We start from the raw sequence: 16,717 nt of genomic DNA, 5'->3' as shown, positions 1-16,717 counted from the left end.
CCCCCGTGCCCGCCGGCCCCGGTGCCACCGCCGCGGCGCACACCTCGGCCGGTGGGCCCACGACCGCTGTGCCCAGCGCCACCACCGTGCCCGCCCCGGGCGGCGCCTCCGTGCGGCCGACGACGCCGGCCACGCCGGGGACGCCGACGCCGGGTGCCCCGGGTGCCTCCACCGACCCGGGCACACCGACCACCGACCCCAGCTTCCGGGGGCGGTGCCGCGCGTACCTGGCCAAGTCGGCCCGGCAACGGGAGAGGATCCTGGCCACCCCGGCCTTCGCCGGCCTCGTCGCGGCAGCCGGCGGGGTGCACCGGGTGGAGGCGTACTGCCAGCGGCTGCTGGACGGGGACGAATCCGCGCCGGAGTCGCCCACCGCCGTCGACCCGACCGACTAGGTCGAGAAGACTTCACAGAAGTTTCGTCCCCACGGTGTCGCCGGATACGGTCGGTGCGGCAGACCATGGTGCGACCACGGTGGCCGGTCCGGCACCGGCCCGTCCATCGTGGTCGGAGTGCGGGCCGAGCGTCGGAAGGGGACATCGCGTGGTGACGTCGCCGGGGCTGGAACGGACGACCGTGCTACGGGAGCGGCGCTCCGCCGCGGCACACATCGGCCGGATCTGCTTCAAGACCGGCCCACCGGTGCACACCGGCGTCGAACTGGAATGGACCGTGCACGACGCCGCCGACCCCGCTCGACCGGTGGACCGGGAGCGGCTACGGGCGGCGCTGGGGCGGCACAGCCCCGTCACCCTGGACAGCACCAGCCCCGCCCGCACGCTCCGGCACGGCAGCGCCGTGACCGTGGAGCCCGGCGGGCAGGTGGAGGTGTCCACCGCGCCGCGGCCCTCGCTCGCCGCGCTGGTTCTCGCCACCGATGCCGACATCGCCGAACTGACCGCCCTGCTGGCGCGGGCGGGCCTGGTCCTCGGCCGCACCGGCATCGACCCGTGGCGGGCACCCCGCCCGGTGCTCGAGACCAACCGCTACCGTGCCATGCGCCGCGTCTTCGACCGCCGCGGCCCGGCCGGCCGGACCATGATGTACAGCACCGCCGGCCTGCAGGTCTGCCTCGACGCGGGAGAGCCGGCCGACCTGGCGCTGCGCTGGGCCACCCTGCACGCCGTCGGTCCACCACTGGTGGCCGCCTTCGCCACCGCCGACCGGCACGCCGGGCGCCGCACCGGGTGGGCGTCCGCGCGAATGGCGGCCTGGCTGGCGATCGACCCGGACCGCACCCGGCCGGTCTGGTCGCCGGACCGGCCCGACGAGGACCCGGTCGCGGCCTGGACCCGGTACGTCCTGACCGCCCCGCTGCTCTGCCTGCGGCAGGACGGCGCGGACTGGACGCCACCAGCGGGAGTGACCTTCGCCGACTGGATCGACGGGGCGCTGCCCCGAGCACCCACCACGGACGACCTGGAGTACCACGTCAGCACCCTCTTCCCGCCGGTGCGGCCCCGCGGCTACCTGGAGGTGCGTTACCTGGACGCCCAACCCGGCGCCGACTGGCGGATCCCGTTGGCCGTGCTGACCGCGTTGCTCGCCCGGTCCGAGACGGCCCGCGCGGCCCGCGCCGTCGCCGCGCCGGTGGCTGACCGCTGGCACGCCGCCGCCCGACGTGGACTGGCCGACCCGCCGGTGGCGGTCGCCGCCACAGCCCTGCTGGACCTGGCTCTGACCGTCCTGCCCGAACTGGACCTGCCACCGGAGATCCACGAGCAGACGAGTAGCGGAATACGGCGGCGACGCGTCGCCGCGGAGAGGGGGTACCGGTGACCACGACCGAGCAACCGGGCACGGAGGCGGAACGGCTGCGCAGCCGTATCGCGACGGAACTCGACCGCACCCGGGCCCGTACCGCCCTGCTCACCGAGGCGGTCGACGAGGACGAGCTGATGCGCCAGCACTCGCCGCTGATGTCCCCGCTGGTCTGGGACCTGGCCCACGTCGGCAACCAGGAGGAGCTGTGGCTGGTCCGCGACGTGGGCGGCCGGGAACCCGTCCGGCGGGACATCGACGACCTGTACGACGCGTTCAAGCAGCCGCGCAGGGACCGGCCGTCGCTGCCGCTGCTGCGGCCGGCGGAGGCACGCGCCTACCTGGCCACGGTCCGCGACAAGGTGTACGACCTGCTGGACGACGTCCGCTTCACCGACGGGCCGCTGGTCGCGGACGGGTTCGCCTTCGGGATGATCGTGCAGCACGAGCAGCAGCACGACGAGACCATGCTCGCCACCCACCAGCTGCGCTCCGGCCCCGCCGTGCTCGACGCCCCACCGCCACCCGAGCCGCAGGCCCGGCTCGGCACGGAGGTGCTGGTGCCGGCCGGCCCGTTCACCATGGGCACCTCCACCGACCCGTGGGCGCTGGACAACGAGCGCCCCGCGCATCTCGTCGACCTGCCCGCGTACGCCATCGACGCGGCGCCGGTCAGCAACGGCCGGTACGCCGAGTTCATCGCCGACGGCGGGTACGACGACCCACGCTGGTGGAGCGAGGTCGGCTGGCGGCACCGCACGGAGGCCGGGCTGACCGCACCCCTGCACTGGCGGCGAGACGGGAACGGCTGGGCGTACCGGCGGTTCGGCCGGTGGTCGCCGGTGCGCGCCGACGAGCCGGTGCTGCACGTCTGCTTCCACGAGGCGGAGGCCTTCGCCGCCTGGGCGGGCCGGCGGCTGCCCACCGAGGCCGAGTGGGAGAAGGCGGCCCGCTGGGATCCGGTCACCGGCCGGTCCCGACGGTACCCGTGGGGCGACCAGGATCCCACCGCGGAGCACGCGAACCTGGGGCAACGGCACCTGTGGCCAGCACCGGTGGGGGCGTACCCGGCCGGCGCGTCCCCACTCGGGGTGCATCAGCTGATCGGCGACGTCTGGGAGTGGACCTCGACCAGCTTCCGTGGCCATCCCGGCTTCACCGCCTTCCCCTACCGGGAGTACTCCGAGGTCTTCTTCGGCGACGACTACCGGGTGCTGCGCGGTGGCTCGTTCGGCACCGACCGGTCGGCCTGCCGCGGCACCTTCCGCAACTGGGACTACCCGATCCGGCGGCAGATCTTCAGCGGCTTCCGCTGCGCCCGCGACGCCCGGCCCGAGGAGGCGCACGGGTGAGCGAGGGCGCACGCTGATGTGTCGACACCTTGCCTACCTGGGGCCACCGGTCAACCTGCGGGCCCTACTGTTCGACCCGCCGTACTCCCTGGTGCGGCAGTCGTGGCAGCCGCGGGACATGCGCGGCGGCGGGACGATCAACGCCGACGGCTTCGGCGTCGGCTGGTATCCGGGCGGGCACGACCCGGTGTGCTACCGCCGGGCCCGGCCGATCTGGGGTGACCGCACCCTGCCGGCGCTGGCCGAGGTCACCACCGCCGGGGCGGTGCTGGCCGCCGTCCGCTCCGCCACCGTCGGCATGGCGGTGCAGGAGGGCGCGGCGGCGCCGTTCGCCGAGGGCCGCTGGCTGTTCAGCCACAACGGGGTGGTCCGGGGTTGGCCGGACTCGGTGGTGCCGCTCGCCGCCGCCCTGCCGGTGCGTGACCTGCTCACCCTCGACGCGCCGACGGACTCCGCGTTGCTGTGGGCGCTGCTACGGCACCGGCTGCGGGCCGGCGCGGACCCGGCCGAGGCGGTCGCCGCGACGGTGACCGAGGTGGCGGAACACGCCCCCGGTTCCCGGCTGAACGTGCTGCTCAGCGATGGCCGGACCGTGGTGGGCACCGCCATCGGGCACGCGTTGTCGGTGCGCGCCACCTCCGGCGCGGTGGTGTTGGCCTCCGAGCCGTACGACGACGACCCGGCCTGGCGGCCGGTGCCGGACGGGCAACTGGTGGTGGCGACCCCGACCGTGGTGCGGACGCGTGCCCTGGGGGTAACGGCCGCGTGGAGTCAGGACATCTCGGCCAACGGAAAGGGACACCCATGAGCGCGGAGCCACTGGAGATCTACCTCACGGAGCAGGACCTCGACCGCAGCCTGCGGGAGGACGTACGGATCGGGCTGACCGCGGACCCGAAGTGGCTGCCGCCGAAGTGGTTCTACGACGCCCGGGGCAGTGAGCTGTTCGAGGAGATCACCCGGCTGCCGGAGTACTACCCGACCCGGGCCGAGCGGTCGGTGCTGGCTGAACGGGCCGCCGACATCGCCGAGCTGACCGGCGCGAAGACGCTGATCGAACTGGGCTCGGGATCCTCGGAGAAGACCCGCCTGCTGCTGGACGCCTTCACCCGGCACGGCGGGTTGGGCAGCTTCGTGCCGCTGGACGTGTCGGTGAGCGCGCTGCGTCGGTCCACCGCGCGGATCGCCGCGGACCACCCGGGGCTGCGGGTGCGGGGCATCGTCGGGGACTTCACCCGGCACCTGGACCGGCTGCCTCCGGGCGGCCGGCGGCTGGTGGTCTTCCTCGGCGGCACCATCGGCAACCTGCTGCCCGACGAGCGGACCGGTTTCCTGACCGCGATGCGCGGGGCGCTGGAGGAGGGCGACTGGTTGCTGGTCGGCACCGACCTGGTCAAGGATCCTTCGGTGCTCGTGCCCGCCTACGACGACGCCGCCGGGGTGACCGCCGAGTTCAACCGCAACGTGCTGCGGGTGGTCAACCGGAAGCTGGGGGCCGACTTCGTGCCGGAGGCGTTCACCCACGTGGCGCTCTGGGACGCCGACCAGGAGTGGATCGAGATGCGGCTGCGGGCCCGCCGTCCGATGCGGGTCCGGGTGCTCGACCTGGATGTGTCCTTCGCCGAGGGCGAGGAGCTGCGGACCGAGATCTCGGCGAAGTTCCGCCCGGAGCGGATCACGGCGGAGTTGGCGGCGGCCGGGTTCACCGCCGAGCGCTGCTGGACCGACCCGGACGGACTGTTCGCCGTCACCCTGGGCCGCGCCACCTGAGCCACCCGTTGACGGCGGTGACACTGCGGGGGCGCCGGCGGCCGTCCGGCGCGGTCGGCTAGGGTGGTGGGCGCGAAGGGGAGTAGCCCCCAATGTCGTGGTCGACACACTGGTGCCTTCCGCATCCGGCCACGCGGCCCCATCCGGGGCGGGCGAGACCTTCGACCCAGGCTGTCACAGCCGGGTCGAGGGCGCCCCTATACCTCCTCCCGGCCTGATCGGGAAGGTTTCCATGGACGGTTTTCTGGTCGCACTGGCCGTCAGTTTCGGCGTCATCTTCGTCGCCGAGTTGGGCGACAAGTCCCAGCTGATGGCGCTCACCTTCGCCACCCGGTTCAAGCCGGTCCCGGTGCTGATCGGCATCACCGTGGCCACCGCCCTCGTGCACCTGGCCTCGGTGGCGATCGGCGCGGGCCTGAACGCGGCCCTGCCCACCGGCTGGATCTCGCTGATCGCGGGAGTGGCCTTCCTCGGCTTCGGCGTGTGGACCCTGCGCGGGGACAGACTCACCGAGGAGGAGAGGCGCAAGGCCGAGAAGGGCGGCCGGTCGGCGGTGCTCGCGGTCGGCGTCGCGTTCTTCCTCGCCGAGTTGGGAGACAAGACCATGCTGGCGACCATCACCCTGGCCACCACGTACGGCTGGTTCGGCACCTGGCTCGGCTCGACGCTGGGCATGGTGGCCGCCGACGCGCTCGCCATCCTGGTCGGCCGGATGTTGGGCCGGCACCTGCCGGAGCGGACCATCCGGTACGGGGCCACGGTCCTCTTCGCCATCTGCGGTCTCTGGCTGATCCTCGACGCCGTCGGGCAGCTGTGAGCCACGACTACCCCGGCCGGGTCGGGGTAACGGCCCGGGGTGGACCTCGGTGAACTCCTGCGCCAGGGTGACCGGGTGGCGGTCACCCTGGTGGAGGCCGCCGGCGCGCTGGTCATCGTCGAGGGGGCGGGCTGGGCGGCGGTGCGGTTCGTGGCCGAGGGAGTACGCCGCCGCGGCGCCGCGGTCCTCACCCCGATCCGGCTGTCGCTGGGCCGCTTCCTCACCCTTGGGCTGGAGTTCCAGCTGGCCGCGGACATCCTGCGCACCGCGTTCTCGCCGTCCTTCGACCAGATCGCGCGACTGGCGGCCGTCGCCGCCATCCGGACCGCGTTGAACTACTTCCTGCGCCGGGAGATCACCCAGGAACAGCGGCAGGTCGGCGAGGCGGCCCCGGAGCGGACGACGTGATCACCCCTACCGGCACGGTGACCGGGCTGGCCCTGCTCTGCGGCGCGGTCGTGCTGGTCACCGTCCGCTCCTGGCGTGCGGCGCTGCGGGTGCTGTTGGACCTGCTGGTGGCCGCCGGCCTGCTGCGGTTGGCGGTCGACTCCGGCTGGGACGCGCTGGCCACCGCCGCCGTGATCATCCTGTTGCGCCGGCTGCTCTGGGCCGGGCTGGCCGCGCCCGTGCCGGTCCTCGGACCCGGCGGTGGCCCCTCGGGGCCACCGCCGGGCGGGTTCGGTGGTGGCCCCTCGACGCCGTAGCCGGGCGGGTTCAGCGGGGCGCGGGCAGCAGGGACACCGGCAGCGGCCGGTTCTCGCAGTACGCCGCCATCCGCTTGATCAGCTCCTCGGCGTCGGCGTAGGGGTCGAGTTTGCGCAGCTCGTCGGGGGCGAGCGGGGGAACCCGTACGTGGGAGATGAGCGGGTGCAGCGGTCGGAGGTCGACCTCGTCGACGCCGAAGAGGTCCTCATGCAGCTTTTCGCCGGGGCGCAGACCGGTGAACACGATCTCGGTCGGCTTGGCGGCCTCGTCGGCGAGCCGGCGGGCCACGTCGGCGATGCGCACCGGTTCACCCATGTCGAGCACCAGCGCCTCGGCGCCGCGTCCGATGGTGGCCGCCTGGAGCACGAGGTGGACGGCCTCCTGGACGGTCATGAAGTAGCGGGTCACGTCCGGGTGGGTCACGGTGATCGGCAATCCCGCGGCGACCTGCGCCTGGAAGGCGGTGAGCACCGAGCCGCGGCTGCTGAGCACGTTGCCGAACCGGACGCTGAGGAACCGTCCACCGAACTGCGCGGCGTAGTGCGCGGTCAGCCGCTCGGTGATCCGCTTGGAGTAGCCGAGCACGCTCACCGGGTTCGCCGCCTTGTCGGTGGAGATGTTGACGAACTCGCTGACGTCACGGCAGGCCTCCAGGACGTTCAGGGTGCCGAGGATGTTCGTCTGGATCGCCTCGCCCGGGTGGCGCTGCAACAGCGTGAGGTGCTTCAGGGCGGCGGCGTGGAACACCACGTCGGGCTGCCGGTCGGCGACGATCCGGGCGATACCGTCGGCGTCGCGGATGTCGGCCAGGATCAGCTCGGGCCCGTCGAGCAGGGCCCGTCCGTGCAGCGACATCTGAAGGGTGTGCAGGGCGGATTCGTCCCGGTCGAGCATCATCAGCTCGCCCGGCTCGCAGCGGGCGATCTGGCGGCACAGCTCCGAGCCGATGGAGCCGCCCGCCCCGGTGACCAGGACCCGCCGTCCGGCCAGCCCGTTGCGCTCGAAGGCCAGCTCGGCGACCCGCTGAGCCCGCCCGAGCAGGTCGGTGATCTGCAGGTCACGCACGTCGGTGGCGGTGACCGGTCGGTTCAGCAGCTCGCGTACCGGGGGGAGCACCTTGAAGGCGGCGCCGGCCTGGAGCGTGCGGGCGCGTACGTCGCGCACCAGCTCGGCGTCGGAACCGTCGATGGAGAAGATGACGGTGGTGGCGCGGGTACGCCGTACCGCCGTCTCGATCGCCTCCCGGCCGCCGAGCACCCGTAGCCCATCCAGGCGTAAACCCTGTTTGTCGGGGTCGTCGTCGAGCAGCCCGACGGGCAGGTAGCCGCAGCCGGGGTCGCTGGTGAGCACCCGGACCAGGCGCTCGCTGGCGGCGTCCACGCCGTAGACCAGTGTCCGGTCGGCGGACGGGACCGGCCGGTTGTCGCGGTCGCGCCGCCACCGGTAGCCGACCCGACCGCCGGCCATCAGCAGCAGCGCGATGGCGCCGCCGGTCACCGGGACGCTGGCCGGCACCGGCCGTCCGGGCATCGCGGCCAGCGCGGCGAGCAGCACGGCGGCGGCGAGCAGCGCGGTGCCGGCGAGGTCGCGCGCCTCTCCGGCGCTGCCGATCGGGTGTCGACCCCGGGCGGTGGATCGCACCTGCTCGATGCTGGCGTGCACGACCGCGCAGACCAGTGCGGTGCCCAGGGCGAGCAGGCACTGGGTGGGAGTCAGCTCGAACTCGTAGCGCGCCCAGGTGGCGACCAGAAAACCGGCGCACCATGCCGCCGTGTCGAGCGTTAGCAGAGAGAGGGCCTTGGCACGTCGGGTCACCCAGTCACGTCGTGGCGTGCCGGCATTGGCTGGTGGGGTTGCAGGATCCATGGATGTCCTCTGCTTTTTGTTCTGTATGGGGTGATTGGCAGGTTTTACGCCGTTCGTTCGTCTACATTCACTTCGTCACATCCTTGGGCGTATAGATCCTGACACGCCGTTCGTGTCATCAAGGGGGATTTCGTGCAGTTTCTCGGGCCACATGTCCCAACGGAAGAGGAGGCGTGATGGACGTCGGCACCTGTCTGCGCCTGGTTCGGCGGCACTGGTGGATCGTGCTGATCACGCTGATGGTCGCGGTGGGCGCGGCGGCGTTGGTCACCATCCGCACGCCGCCCCGCTACACGGCGTCGGTCACCTTCTTCGTCACCACTCCGAGCCAGGGCGTCACCGACGCCTACCAGGGTGGTCTCTTCCTTCAGCAGCGGGTCAAGTCGTACGCCGACCTGCTGCGCAGCGACCGGCTGGCGCAGAGCGTGGTGGCGGACACGCCGCTCGGCCTCACCGCCGACGACCTGCAGCGCCGGATCGAGACCTCGACCGAGACGGGTACCGTGCTGCTCCGGGCGACCGTCACCGACACCGACCAGTCCCGGGCGTTGAAGCTCACCGAGACGCTGGCGAAAAAGTTCGTCGAGCTGGTGCAGAAGGTCGAGACCCCGCCGGAGGGGCGGCCCGCACCCATCAAGATCGAGGTGATCGGCGGCCCCCGGGTCAGCTCCGCTCCGGTCACGCCCCAGCCCACCCGCAACATGACCGTGGGGGTCCTGCTCGGGCTGCTGGTCGGTGTCGGCCTGGCGGTGCTGCGCGGGCTGGTCGACGTCCGGATGCGCGACGCCGCCGGGCTGCAACGGGTGACCGGCAGTCCGCTGCTCGGCGAGATCCCCTTCGAGGCCGGCGCGAAGGGTGCGCCGCTCATCGTGGGCGAGGCGGCCACCTCGGCCCGGGCCGAGGCGGTACGCAAGCTCCGGACCAACCTGCGTTTCGTCGACGTGCACGAACCGGCCCGGGTCATCGCGGTCACCAGCGCGCTACAGGGCGAAGGGAAGACCACCCTCTCCTGCAACCTGGCCATCGCGTTGGCCGAGGCCGGATGGCGGGTGCTGTTGGTCGACGCCGACCTGCGCCGGCCGAAGGTCGCCGACTACCTCGGTCTGGACGGGGGTGTCGGACTCACCGACGTGCTGTTGGGCGACGTGCAGGTCGGCCACGTCGTGCAGCGGTGGGGCGACAAGTCGCTGCTGGTGTTACCCAGCGGCTCGACCCCGCCCAACCCGAGCGAACTGCTCGGTTCCAAGGCGATGGCGGACCTGCTGCTGGCCCTGCGGGAATCGGCCGACATCGTGATCATCGACACCGCGCCGCTGCTGGCGGTGACCGACGGCGTGGTGGTGGCCGTGCAGGCCGACGGCGCGCTGCTGGTCACGCAGCAGGGACGGACCTCGCGCAACCAGGTCGCCGCCGCGGCTCGGGCGCTGCACTCGGTCTCGGTGCGTCTGCTCGGCTGCGTGCTCAACATGACCAAGGTGGCCCGGGTGGACGCGTACCAGTACGAGGCGTACCGGCTCGCCACCACGTCCGCGGTCCCCGCGGACCGGGCCGCCGCGACGCACCGTGCCCGGCCGGCCGGGACCGTGCCGGTGGAGGACCGGACACAGGAACTCACCCGGTTGTCGCGATGAGCGCCGCCACCGGTTCCCTCGGCCCCGCCCTCGGCGGGGCCGAGGGCGGCACCGCCCGCAGGGGGTGCTCTCGGTGAGGATCGGTATCCTGTCGTACCACTTCCCGCCCGAACCGGCGTTCATTCCCGGCAGCCTGGCCGAGGAACTGGCCGCCCGTGGCCACGAGGTGCGCGTCCTGACCGGCTTTCCCGACTATCCGGGCGGGCACGTCTATCCGGGCTGGCGGCAGCGGTGGCGGCACGTGACCCGCAGCGAGCGGCTCACCGTGCGGCGGGTACCCCGGTACGCGGGTGGGGAGACCTCCGTCCGCGCCCGGATGGCCAGCTATCTGTCGTTCGCCGGCAGTGTGGCGCTCGTCGGACGCCGGTACCTGGCCGACGTGGACGTGCTCTACGTCTTCCAGCTCCCGGCGACCGCGTTCGCCGCCGCGGCGATGGTACGGATGCTCGGCCAGGTGCCGATGGTGCTGCACGTGCAGGACCTGTGGGCCGACGAGGGCAGCCCATCGGACGGGCCGGACCGGTCCGGCCGTCTCGTCGCCGCCATGCGGCGGCTGCACCGGGAGGCCGACGCGGTCGCCGTCGCCGCTCCGTCGATGCGTGACCTCGTGCTGGCCGACGGGGTGCCTTCCGACCGGGTGCGCATGGTGCTCAACTGGACCGACGAACGGATCTTCCAGCCGATTCGGCCGAGCCGCGCGGCGCAGGGGTTGATCCGCCGTGACGGCAGGTGCGTCGTCATGCACGCCGGGACGATCGGGGTACGCCAGGGATTGGAGACCGCCGTCCGCGCCGCCGCGGCGCTGGACGACCGGATGGACCTGGTGCTGGTGGGATCCGGCACCCAGGAGCGGCGGGTGCGAGGGCTCGCCGCCGAGCTGGGGACGGCCAACGTCCGCTTCGTGGAGCGTCGCTCCCCACTGGACATGCCAGAGCTGTACGCGGCGGCCGACTACCAGTTGGTGATGTTGCGCGACCAGCCGGCGCTGCGCGGAAGCGTGCCGGGCAAGCTCCAGGCCGCGCTGGCCTGCGCCCGACCGGTGGTCGCCTCCGCCGGCGGGGACACCGCGGAACTCGTCGAACGTGCCCGGGCCGGGCTCTCCTGCCCGCCGGAGGACTGGGCGACGCTCGCCGACCGATTCTGGCTGGCCACCACCATCCCGGCTGCCGCCCGGGCCGAGATGGGCCAACGGGGGCGGGAGGTCTACCAGCGGGAGATGTCGTTGCGCGCCGGGGTGGACCGGATCGAGGGGCTGCTGCGTGAGGTGGCGGTCAGCCGTCGCGGTCGTTGATCACCTGAACAGATTTTTGCACCGATGCCGCCCGGTAAAGGCAAACCGTCACTTTTGTGCCGGACTGCATGTTAGTAAAGCGGCTAATCATCAATTGTGTCCGTTTTGGGCGGGAGAGTGGTGTGGCGGAGAGTGGGTCTCCTCGGGGTCGGCGACGGCGGCTGCGGCGACGGACGAGGGCGCGGATACGGCATGCCCTGCTCGCCGCCCTCGTGGTCGGCTCACTGTTGGCCGCCAGCGGTGGATGGGTCGGCTTCCGGGGCTGGCAGGCGCGCACGCACCTGCTCAACGCCGCGGGGCTGGCCCGTGAACTGAGCGCGCAGATCGTCGCCGGGGACACCGGACAGGCCCAGCGGACGCTCGCCGCGTTGCAGGAGCAGAGCGGCGCCGCGCGCGAGGCCACGGCCGGCCCGGCCTGGTGGCTGGCCGGCACCACCCCGTACGCCGGGGACGATCTGGCCGCCTTCCGGCGGATCGCGGTCACCGTGGACGATTTGGCCCGCGAGGCGTTCCCGCCGCTCGTCCGCTCCGACGTGGCCGCCCTCGTGCCCCGGGACGGCCGGCTCGACCTGCCGGCGCTGCGTACCGTGGCGCGGCGGCTCGTGGCGGCCGACGCGGCGGTACGCGAGAGCGGTGCGGGACTGCGGGCGGTGTCCACCGACGGGCTGTTGCCGGAGGTGCGCGACGCTCTCGTCGGGCTCCGTACCGAGATCGACAAACTCGCCGGGCTGCTCTCCGGCGTCAGCAAGGGAGCGGACCTGCTGCCCACGCTCTTCGGAGCGGACGGCGAGCGCACCTACCTGATCGTCTCCCAGAACCTGGCGGAGCTGCGCGCCACGGGTGGCATGTTCGGCGCGTACGCCGTGGTGCGCGCCCGTGACGGCCGGTTGGATCTGGTGGCCCAGGGGACGGCGGCGAAGCTGCAGCGGTTCACCCCGCCGGTTCTCCCGCTCGGCCCGGAGACCCGACGCCTCTACACCGACCTCCCCGGGATCTACCCGGCCGACGTCAATCTCACCCCGCACTTCCCGACCGCGGCGAAGCTCTACCGCGAGATGGTCCGGCGGCGCACCGGCGTGACCGCCGACGGAATCCTCGCGGTGGACCCGGTGGCGTTGTCCTACCTGCTGAAGGCGACCGGCCCGGTCGCCGTGCCCGGCTATCCGACCCTGACCGCGCAGAACGCCGTGCGGATCCTGCTGTCCGACAGTTACCTGACGCTGGATCTCGACAACCAGGACGCCTTCTACGCGGCCTCCGCCGCGCGCGTGTTCGACTCGGTGTTGCGGAAGGGTGCCAGTCCTCGCGAGCTTTTATCCGTATTCGACCGTTCTATACGGGAAGGTCGGATATTGTTCTGGAGTGCCCGATCCGAGGAACAGCGAAAGTTCGTCGACAACCGGATCAGCGGCGTCCTGCCGGAGACGGAGACGACGCCGACCGTCGGCGTCTTCCTCAACGACGGCAGTGGCGCGAAGCTCGGCTACTACCTGCGGCCTTCGGCGACGCTCACCGTCGGCAACTGCCTGGCCGACGGGCGGCGGGAGCTGCGCCTGCGGTTCGACCTGCACTCGTCGGCCCCACGTTCCGGGCTCACCAAGGCCGTGCTCGGCCTCGGCAAGGCCGGAAACCCGTACACCGCCCGCACCCTCGTGACGGTGTACAGCCCGGCGGGTGGGGCGGTGGTGGCGGCCCGGCTCGACGGGGTCGACGCCCCGCTGGGCAGCGGCACCGACCGGGGCCGGCAGGTGGCCATCGCCAACGTGGAGGTGGGTCCAGGCAAGACCCGGACCCTCGACATGGACCTGCTGACCGGGCGGACCAACGCAGGCACGCCCGAGCTGTGGCACACCCCGACCGCCACCCCGTGGACCACCCAAGTAGTTCCCGCACCAAGCTGCAACCAGTAGGAGGAGAGCATCATGCGGCTATCCCGCATCATCATGGCGCTCACGGCCGGCCTGGCCGTCGTGGCAGCGCCGGCGGCGGCGGGGGCGGCGCAGCCGCAGCCGCCAGCGGACGGCATCCAGCAGCCGCCACCGGACTACCCGCCACAGCCGGCGTCGCTGACCCTGAACCTGGCGACGATCGTCATCGGCGAGTCGGTGGTACTCACCGGCCGCAACTTCGGTCGTAACGAGATCGTCGACATCACCGTCACGGTGGCGCCCCTCGCCGCCGCGGTGCCCGGTCCGGCAACGGCCCGGCGCAGCGACGGCAGCGTCGTCGCGATGACGACGGTGGCCCGCCCGCAGCCTCAGCCCGCTCCGCGGCATCTCACCGTGCGGACGGACGCGCAGGGCCGGTTCCGCCTCACCTACCGGCCCACCGACGTGGGTCGGCTCACCTTCACCGCGGTCGGGCGCACGAGCGGTCGCACCGCCAGCGCGACCCTCACCGTGCTGCCGCACCGCCGGCCGAACCTGCCCGTCACCGGTGACAGCCTCGGCACACCGCTGAAGGTCGGCGGTGGTCTGGTCGGCGCCGGCGTGGTCCTCATGCTCGGCAGCCTCGCCTGGCGGCGGCGCCACCGCTTCGGTACGGGTTCGACGCGCTGACCCCGCCCCGGGCAGGGCCCGGAGCAGTAGAGGACGGACGCCCGCCGGATCATCCGGCGGGCGTCCGCACGACCGCGTTCAGATCAGACCGTGCGCCAGCACGCCACCCGGCGGAAGTTGTTGATGTTCGCCCCGGCTACGTGGTCGCCGGCCAGGCCGTGCTCGTCGGCGCTGGCCCAGCAGCGGACATGGATCTCCCGCATCGTCGCCACCACCGGGTCGACGTCGTCGCGTCGACCCCCCAGGCGCGGATCGTCACCCCTGTCCGGTTCACTGCCGATCGAGAGCCTGGGGCTGGACGCGCGGTCCGTGGTGTCCGCCTGCGCTGCCAAGGTGCGGTCCCGAGTCGCCTGAGACCGGAGGACGATCATGTTCCTCTGCCCGCTGGGTCGCGTCGCGCTCATGTCCGGTCCGTGCGTTCTGTACTGGTTAGGACGCCCGATTTGCCGCAAGCCGTGGCCGCGCTAGGCCTCCCGGGGTCTATGAGCCGGGCTGCCCGTTTTATGATCTACGGTGAGCCAAATCCGATATCCGGTTGGCGGGTCGGCGCGGGAGCCAGCCGGACGGGCCGGCGAGGGGAATCGTGGCCGGCCGGGGATGGTTACACCCTCTGAACGATCGCAGCAGCCCTCGCTGCCTGGCCCGACACCCCGGCGCTTGACGCCGTTGGCGGAATGATGCCGGGCCGGTGGTCGTTACACATGGTCCCGGCGCCCGTGAGTGTGCGGCAGCAGCGGCTGCCCCCCGCGGGGTTTGCCGGATCGATCCCCTCATGAACTTTCTGAGCGTCCTTTCGAGGCGCTGCGCGTGTTGGCCGCACCCCCCATGCGCCCGCGCGTCGATGTGTGAAGGAGTCACCCCCATGAACACGATCCTGCGTAAGAGTGTGCTGGGTGTTGTTGGTTTGGCGTTCGCCGGTGGTGTGTTTGCCGGTCCGGTCGCCGATGCCCATGCCGCTGTGCCGGTGGTGCAGGTCGCGGTGCGGGCCGACAAGCCGGCCGTGGACAAGCTGGTTCCGCATGGTGTGCAGGGCGAGCAGTCGCGCATCGAGCTCTCCGGCGAGCAGGTCGGCAACGTCAGGGCGATCATCGCCGCGACGAAGAAGGCTGGTATGGACGAGCGGGCCGCCGTGGTCGCGGTCGGGACCGCGTTGCAGGAGTCGAAGCTGGAGAACCTGGGTCACCTGGGTGACCGCAACGACCACGACTCGCAGGGCTTGTTCCAGCAGCGTCCGTCCTCGGGCTGGGGCACGGTGGAGCAGATCACCGACCCCGAGTACGCGACCACCGCGTTCCTCAAGGGTCTGAAGCAGGTCGACGGTTGGCGGGACATGCCGCTGACCCGTGCCGCGCAGACCGTGCAGGTGTCGGCCTACCCGGACCACTACGCGCAGTGGGAACAGCAGGCCGCCGACCTCGTCGCCCAGCACTGGAACAGCTGACCCACCCACGGGCCGGCACCCCCCTACCCGGGGAGTGCCGGCCCGTCCACCTTCCCCGCTGATCATGAGGTTGACCGGCCGGACAACGATCAACACCACCGCCAACCTCATGATCAACAGCAGTTTCACGACGGGTTGTGGAAGAGCCGGGGCGGGTAGTGTGTTGAGTCGGGTGTCGGTGTGTCCAGTGTCCCCGGGCCTCACCTATATTGCCGTCGCGGAACACCGTTCGGCTGGAGCCGCGTCGCGCCACTCGCCGAGAGGCGACCTGCACACCGACACCCCAGCGCCGCCCCCGACCCGTCCGGGCCGGGGGCGGCGCTGTCTGTGTCGACCGCCTCAGAATCCCCGAATGGACTGGTCCGACAATCGTGGAGTGGTCGTGTTGCCGAGCGGTGCGGCGGTGCGCGGGCGGCCCCGTCCGCGACACCGCCCCGGAGCATCCATCGGCAGCAGTCCGTGCACGTGCCCGGAGCACCCACCGGCAGCGGCCCGCTGCCGCCACCGGCGGGCGGCGGGCTCAGCGGGTCACGTACTCCCGCAGGTGGCGGGCGGTGAGGGTGTCGCCGTGCGCGACCAGGTCCGCCGGGGTGCCGGTGAAGACGATCCGTCCACCGTCGTGCCCCGCGCCCGGCCCGAGATCGATGATCCAGTCCGCGTGCGCCATCACCGCCTGGTGGTGCTCGATGACGATGACCGTGTTGCCGGCGTCGACCAGCCGGTCCAGCAGCGCGAGTAGCTGGTCCACGTCGGCCAGGTGCAGGCCGGTGGTGGGCTCGTCGAGCACGTAGGTGCCGTACTTCTCGGCCATGTTGATGGCCAGCTTGAGTCGCTGCCGTTCGCCGCCGGAGAGGGTGCTCAACGGCTGTCCCAGACTCAGGTAGCCCAGCCCGACGTCGGCGAGCCGGTTCAGCACGGCCCGGGCCTGCCCGCCGGGGAAGAACTCCCGTGCCTCGGCGACCGACATGGCGAGGACCTGGCTGATGTTCTTGCCCCGCAGGGTGTACGTGAGCACCTCGTCGGTGTACCGCCGGCCCTCGCACTGCTCACAGACGCTGGCGACGCCGGCCATCATCGCCAGGTCGGTGTAGACCAGGCCGATCCCCTTGCAGGTCGGGCAGGCGCCCTCGGAGTTGGCGCTGAACAGCGCCGCCTTCACCCCGTTGGCCTTGGCGAAGGCCGTCCGGATCGGGTCGAGCAGCCCGGTGTAGGTGGCCGGGTTGCTGCGGCGGGAGCCGCGGATGGGGGACTGGTCCACCACGACCACCCCGTCCCGCCCGGGCAGCGAGCCGTGGATCAGTGAACTCTTGCCCGAGCCGGCGACGCCGGTCACCACGGTCAGCACCCCGAGCGGGATGTCCACGTCGACGTCACGCAGGTTGTGCAGGTCGGCACCGCGGATCGGCAGGTGGCCCGTCGGCTGGCGGACCGGGTCGCGCAGTGTGACGCGGTGGTCCAGGTGGCGGCCGGTCAGGGTGTCCGAGCGGCGCAGTCCGGCGACGTCGCCGGCGTAGCAGATCTGCCC

The 16,717-nt window shown here is 72.3% G+C and carries 14 protein-coding genes and 1 pseudogene; 13 read left to right on the top strand and 2 right to left on the bottom strand.

What is annotated here, in order from left to right:
- The 8 genes and pseudogenes from E1182_RS31215 to E1182_RS20960 form a co-directional block, all read left to right on the top strand.
- Nucleotides 1–395 (top strand): annotated as a pseudogene (locus E1182_RS31215) (hypothetical protein); the annotation flags it as partial.
- Between the two features lie 148 nt (nucleotides 396–543).
- Nucleotides 544–1,779, top strand: a complete 1,236-nt coding sequence (egtA, locus tag E1182_RS20990; RefSeq protein WP_132267978.1) for an ergothioneine biosynthesis glutamate--cysteine ligase EgtA — start codon at nucleotides 544–546, stop codon at nucleotides 1,777–1,779.
- Nucleotides 1,776–3,113 carry an ergothioneine biosynthesis protein EgtB gene (egtB, locus tag E1182_RS20985; protein WP_132267975.1) on the top strand — a complete coding sequence of 446 codons (1,338 nt, stop codon included), beginning with the start codon at nucleotides 1,776–1,778 and terminating at the stop codon, nucleotides 3,111–3,113. Before egtA ends, egtB begins: the two co-directional genes overlap by 4 nt.
- A gap of 16 nt (nucleotides 3,114–3,129) precedes the next feature.
- Entirely contained in the window at nucleotides 3,130–3,921 is a 792-nt protein-coding gene (egtC, locus tag E1182_RS20980; protein WP_132267973.1) for an ergothioneine biosynthesis protein EgtC, read from the top strand.
- Entirely contained in the window at nucleotides 3,918–4,883 is a 966-nt protein-coding gene (gene egtD / locus E1182_RS20975; RefSeq protein ID WP_132267971.1) for an L-histidine N(alpha)-methyltransferase, read from the top strand. Before egtC ends, egtD begins: the two co-directional genes overlap by 4 nt.
- A gap of 232 nt (nucleotides 4,884–5,115) precedes the next feature.
- A complete protein-coding gene (locus tag E1182_RS20970) occupies nucleotides 5,116–5,700 on the top strand; it encodes a TMEM165/GDT1 family protein (protein ID WP_132267968.1) in 585 nt (194 codons plus the stop codon).
- A 39-nt stretch (nucleotides 5,701–5,739) separates the two neighbouring features.
- Nucleotides 5,740–6,108 carry a DUF1622 domain-containing protein gene (locus E1182_RS20965; RefSeq protein ID WP_132267966.1) on the top strand — a complete coding sequence of 123 codons (369 nt, stop codon included), beginning with the start codon at nucleotides 5,740–5,742 and terminating at the stop codon, nucleotides 6,106–6,108.
- A complete protein-coding gene (locus E1182_RS20960) occupies nucleotides 6,105–6,404 on the top strand; it encodes a hypothetical protein (RefSeq protein WP_207921463.1) in 300 nt (99 codons plus the stop codon). The genes E1182_RS20965 and E1182_RS20960 overlap by 4 nt, the downstream gene beginning before the upstream one ends.
- 10 nt (nucleotides 6,405–6,414) lie before the next feature.
- Here E1182_RS20960 and E1182_RS20955 read toward each other — a convergent pair whose 3' ends face one another.
- On the bottom strand, nucleotides 6,415–8,220 hold the full coding sequence (locus tag E1182_RS20955) for a nucleoside-diphosphate sugar epimerase/dehydratase (RefSeq protein ID WP_243706337.1): 1,806 nt from the start codon (nucleotides 8,218–8,220) through the stop codon (nucleotides 6,415–6,417).
- A 227-nt stretch (nucleotides 8,221–8,447) separates the two neighbouring features.
- Between E1182_RS20955 and E1182_RS20950 the strand changes: the two genes are divergently transcribed.
- The 5 genes from E1182_RS20950 (at nucleotide 8,448) to E1182_RS20930 (ending at nucleotide 15,192) form a co-directional block, all read left to right on the top strand.
- Nucleotides 8,448–9,902 carry a polysaccharide biosynthesis tyrosine autokinase gene (locus tag E1182_RS20950; RefSeq protein WP_132267961.1) on the top strand — a complete coding sequence of 485 codons (1,455 nt, stop codon included), beginning with the start codon at nucleotides 8,448–8,450 and terminating at the stop codon, nucleotides 9,900–9,902.
- A 73-nt stretch (nucleotides 9,903–9,975) separates the two neighbouring features.
- Nucleotides 9,976–11,193 (top strand): glycosyltransferase family 4 protein, encoded by a 1,218-nt coding sequence (locus E1182_RS20945; RefSeq protein WP_132267959.1) that lies wholly within the window; start codon nucleotides 9,976–9,978, stop codon nucleotides 11,191–11,193.
- A 122-nt stretch (nucleotides 11,194–11,315) separates the two neighbouring features.
- Nucleotides 11,316–13,103, top strand: coding sequence for a DUF4012 domain-containing protein (locus tag E1182_RS20940; RefSeq protein ID WP_243706336.1), 1,788 nt, complete (start codon nucleotides 11,316–11,318; stop codon nucleotides 13,101–13,103).
- A gap of 12 nt (nucleotides 13,104–13,115) precedes the next feature.
- Nucleotides 13,116–13,751, top strand: coding sequence for a hypothetical protein (locus E1182_RS20935; protein ID WP_132267956.1), 636 nt, complete (start codon nucleotides 13,116–13,118; stop codon nucleotides 13,749–13,751).
- Between the two features lie 862 nt (nucleotides 13,752–14,613).
- Nucleotides 14,614–15,192, top strand: coding sequence for a hypothetical protein (locus E1182_RS20930; RefSeq protein ID WP_132267953.1), 579 nt, complete (start codon nucleotides 14,614–14,616; stop codon nucleotides 15,190–15,192).
- A gap of 520 nt (nucleotides 15,193–15,712) precedes the next feature.
- Here E1182_RS20930 and E1182_RS20925 read toward each other — a convergent pair.
- Nucleotides 15,713–16,717 (bottom strand): ATP-binding cassette domain-containing protein (locus E1182_RS20925; RefSeq protein WP_132267951.1); only part of this gene is annotated, 1,005 nt, incomplete at its 5' end.

The sequence above is a fragment of the Micromonospora sp. KC721 genome (assembly GCF_004348355.1).
In the GTDB taxonomy this organism is placed as follows: domain Bacteria; phylum Actinomycetota; class Actinomycetes; order Mycobacteriales; family Micromonosporaceae; genus Micromonospora.
Note: the sequence above shows the minus strand (reverse complement) of the source record. Positions and strands in the feature narration are given on the sequence as shown.

Coding starts and splice junctions, on each gene's coding strand:
- E1182_RS20935 (WP_132267956.1), top strand. CDS start 13,116: ATGCGGCTATCCCGCATCATCATGGCGCTCACGGCCGGCCTGGCCGTC.
- egtD (WP_132267971.1), top strand. CDS start 3,918: ATGAGCGCGGAGCCACTGGAGATCTACCTCACGGAGCAGGACCTCGAC.
- E1182_RS20970 (WP_132267968.1), top strand. CDS start 5,116: ATGGACGGTTTTCTGGTCGCACTGGCCGTCAGTTTCGGCGTCATCTTC.
- E1182_RS20930 (WP_132267953.1), top strand. CDS start 14,614: ATGAACACGATCCTGCGTAAGAGTGTGCTGGGTGTTGTTGGTTTGGCG.
- E1182_RS20950 (WP_132267961.1), top strand. CDS start 8,448: ATGGACGTCGGCACCTGTCTGCGCCTGGTTCGGCGGCACTGGTGGATC.
- egtC (WP_132267973.1), top strand. CDS start 3,130: ATGTGTCGACACCTTGCCTACCTGGGGCCACCGGTCAACCTGCGGGCC.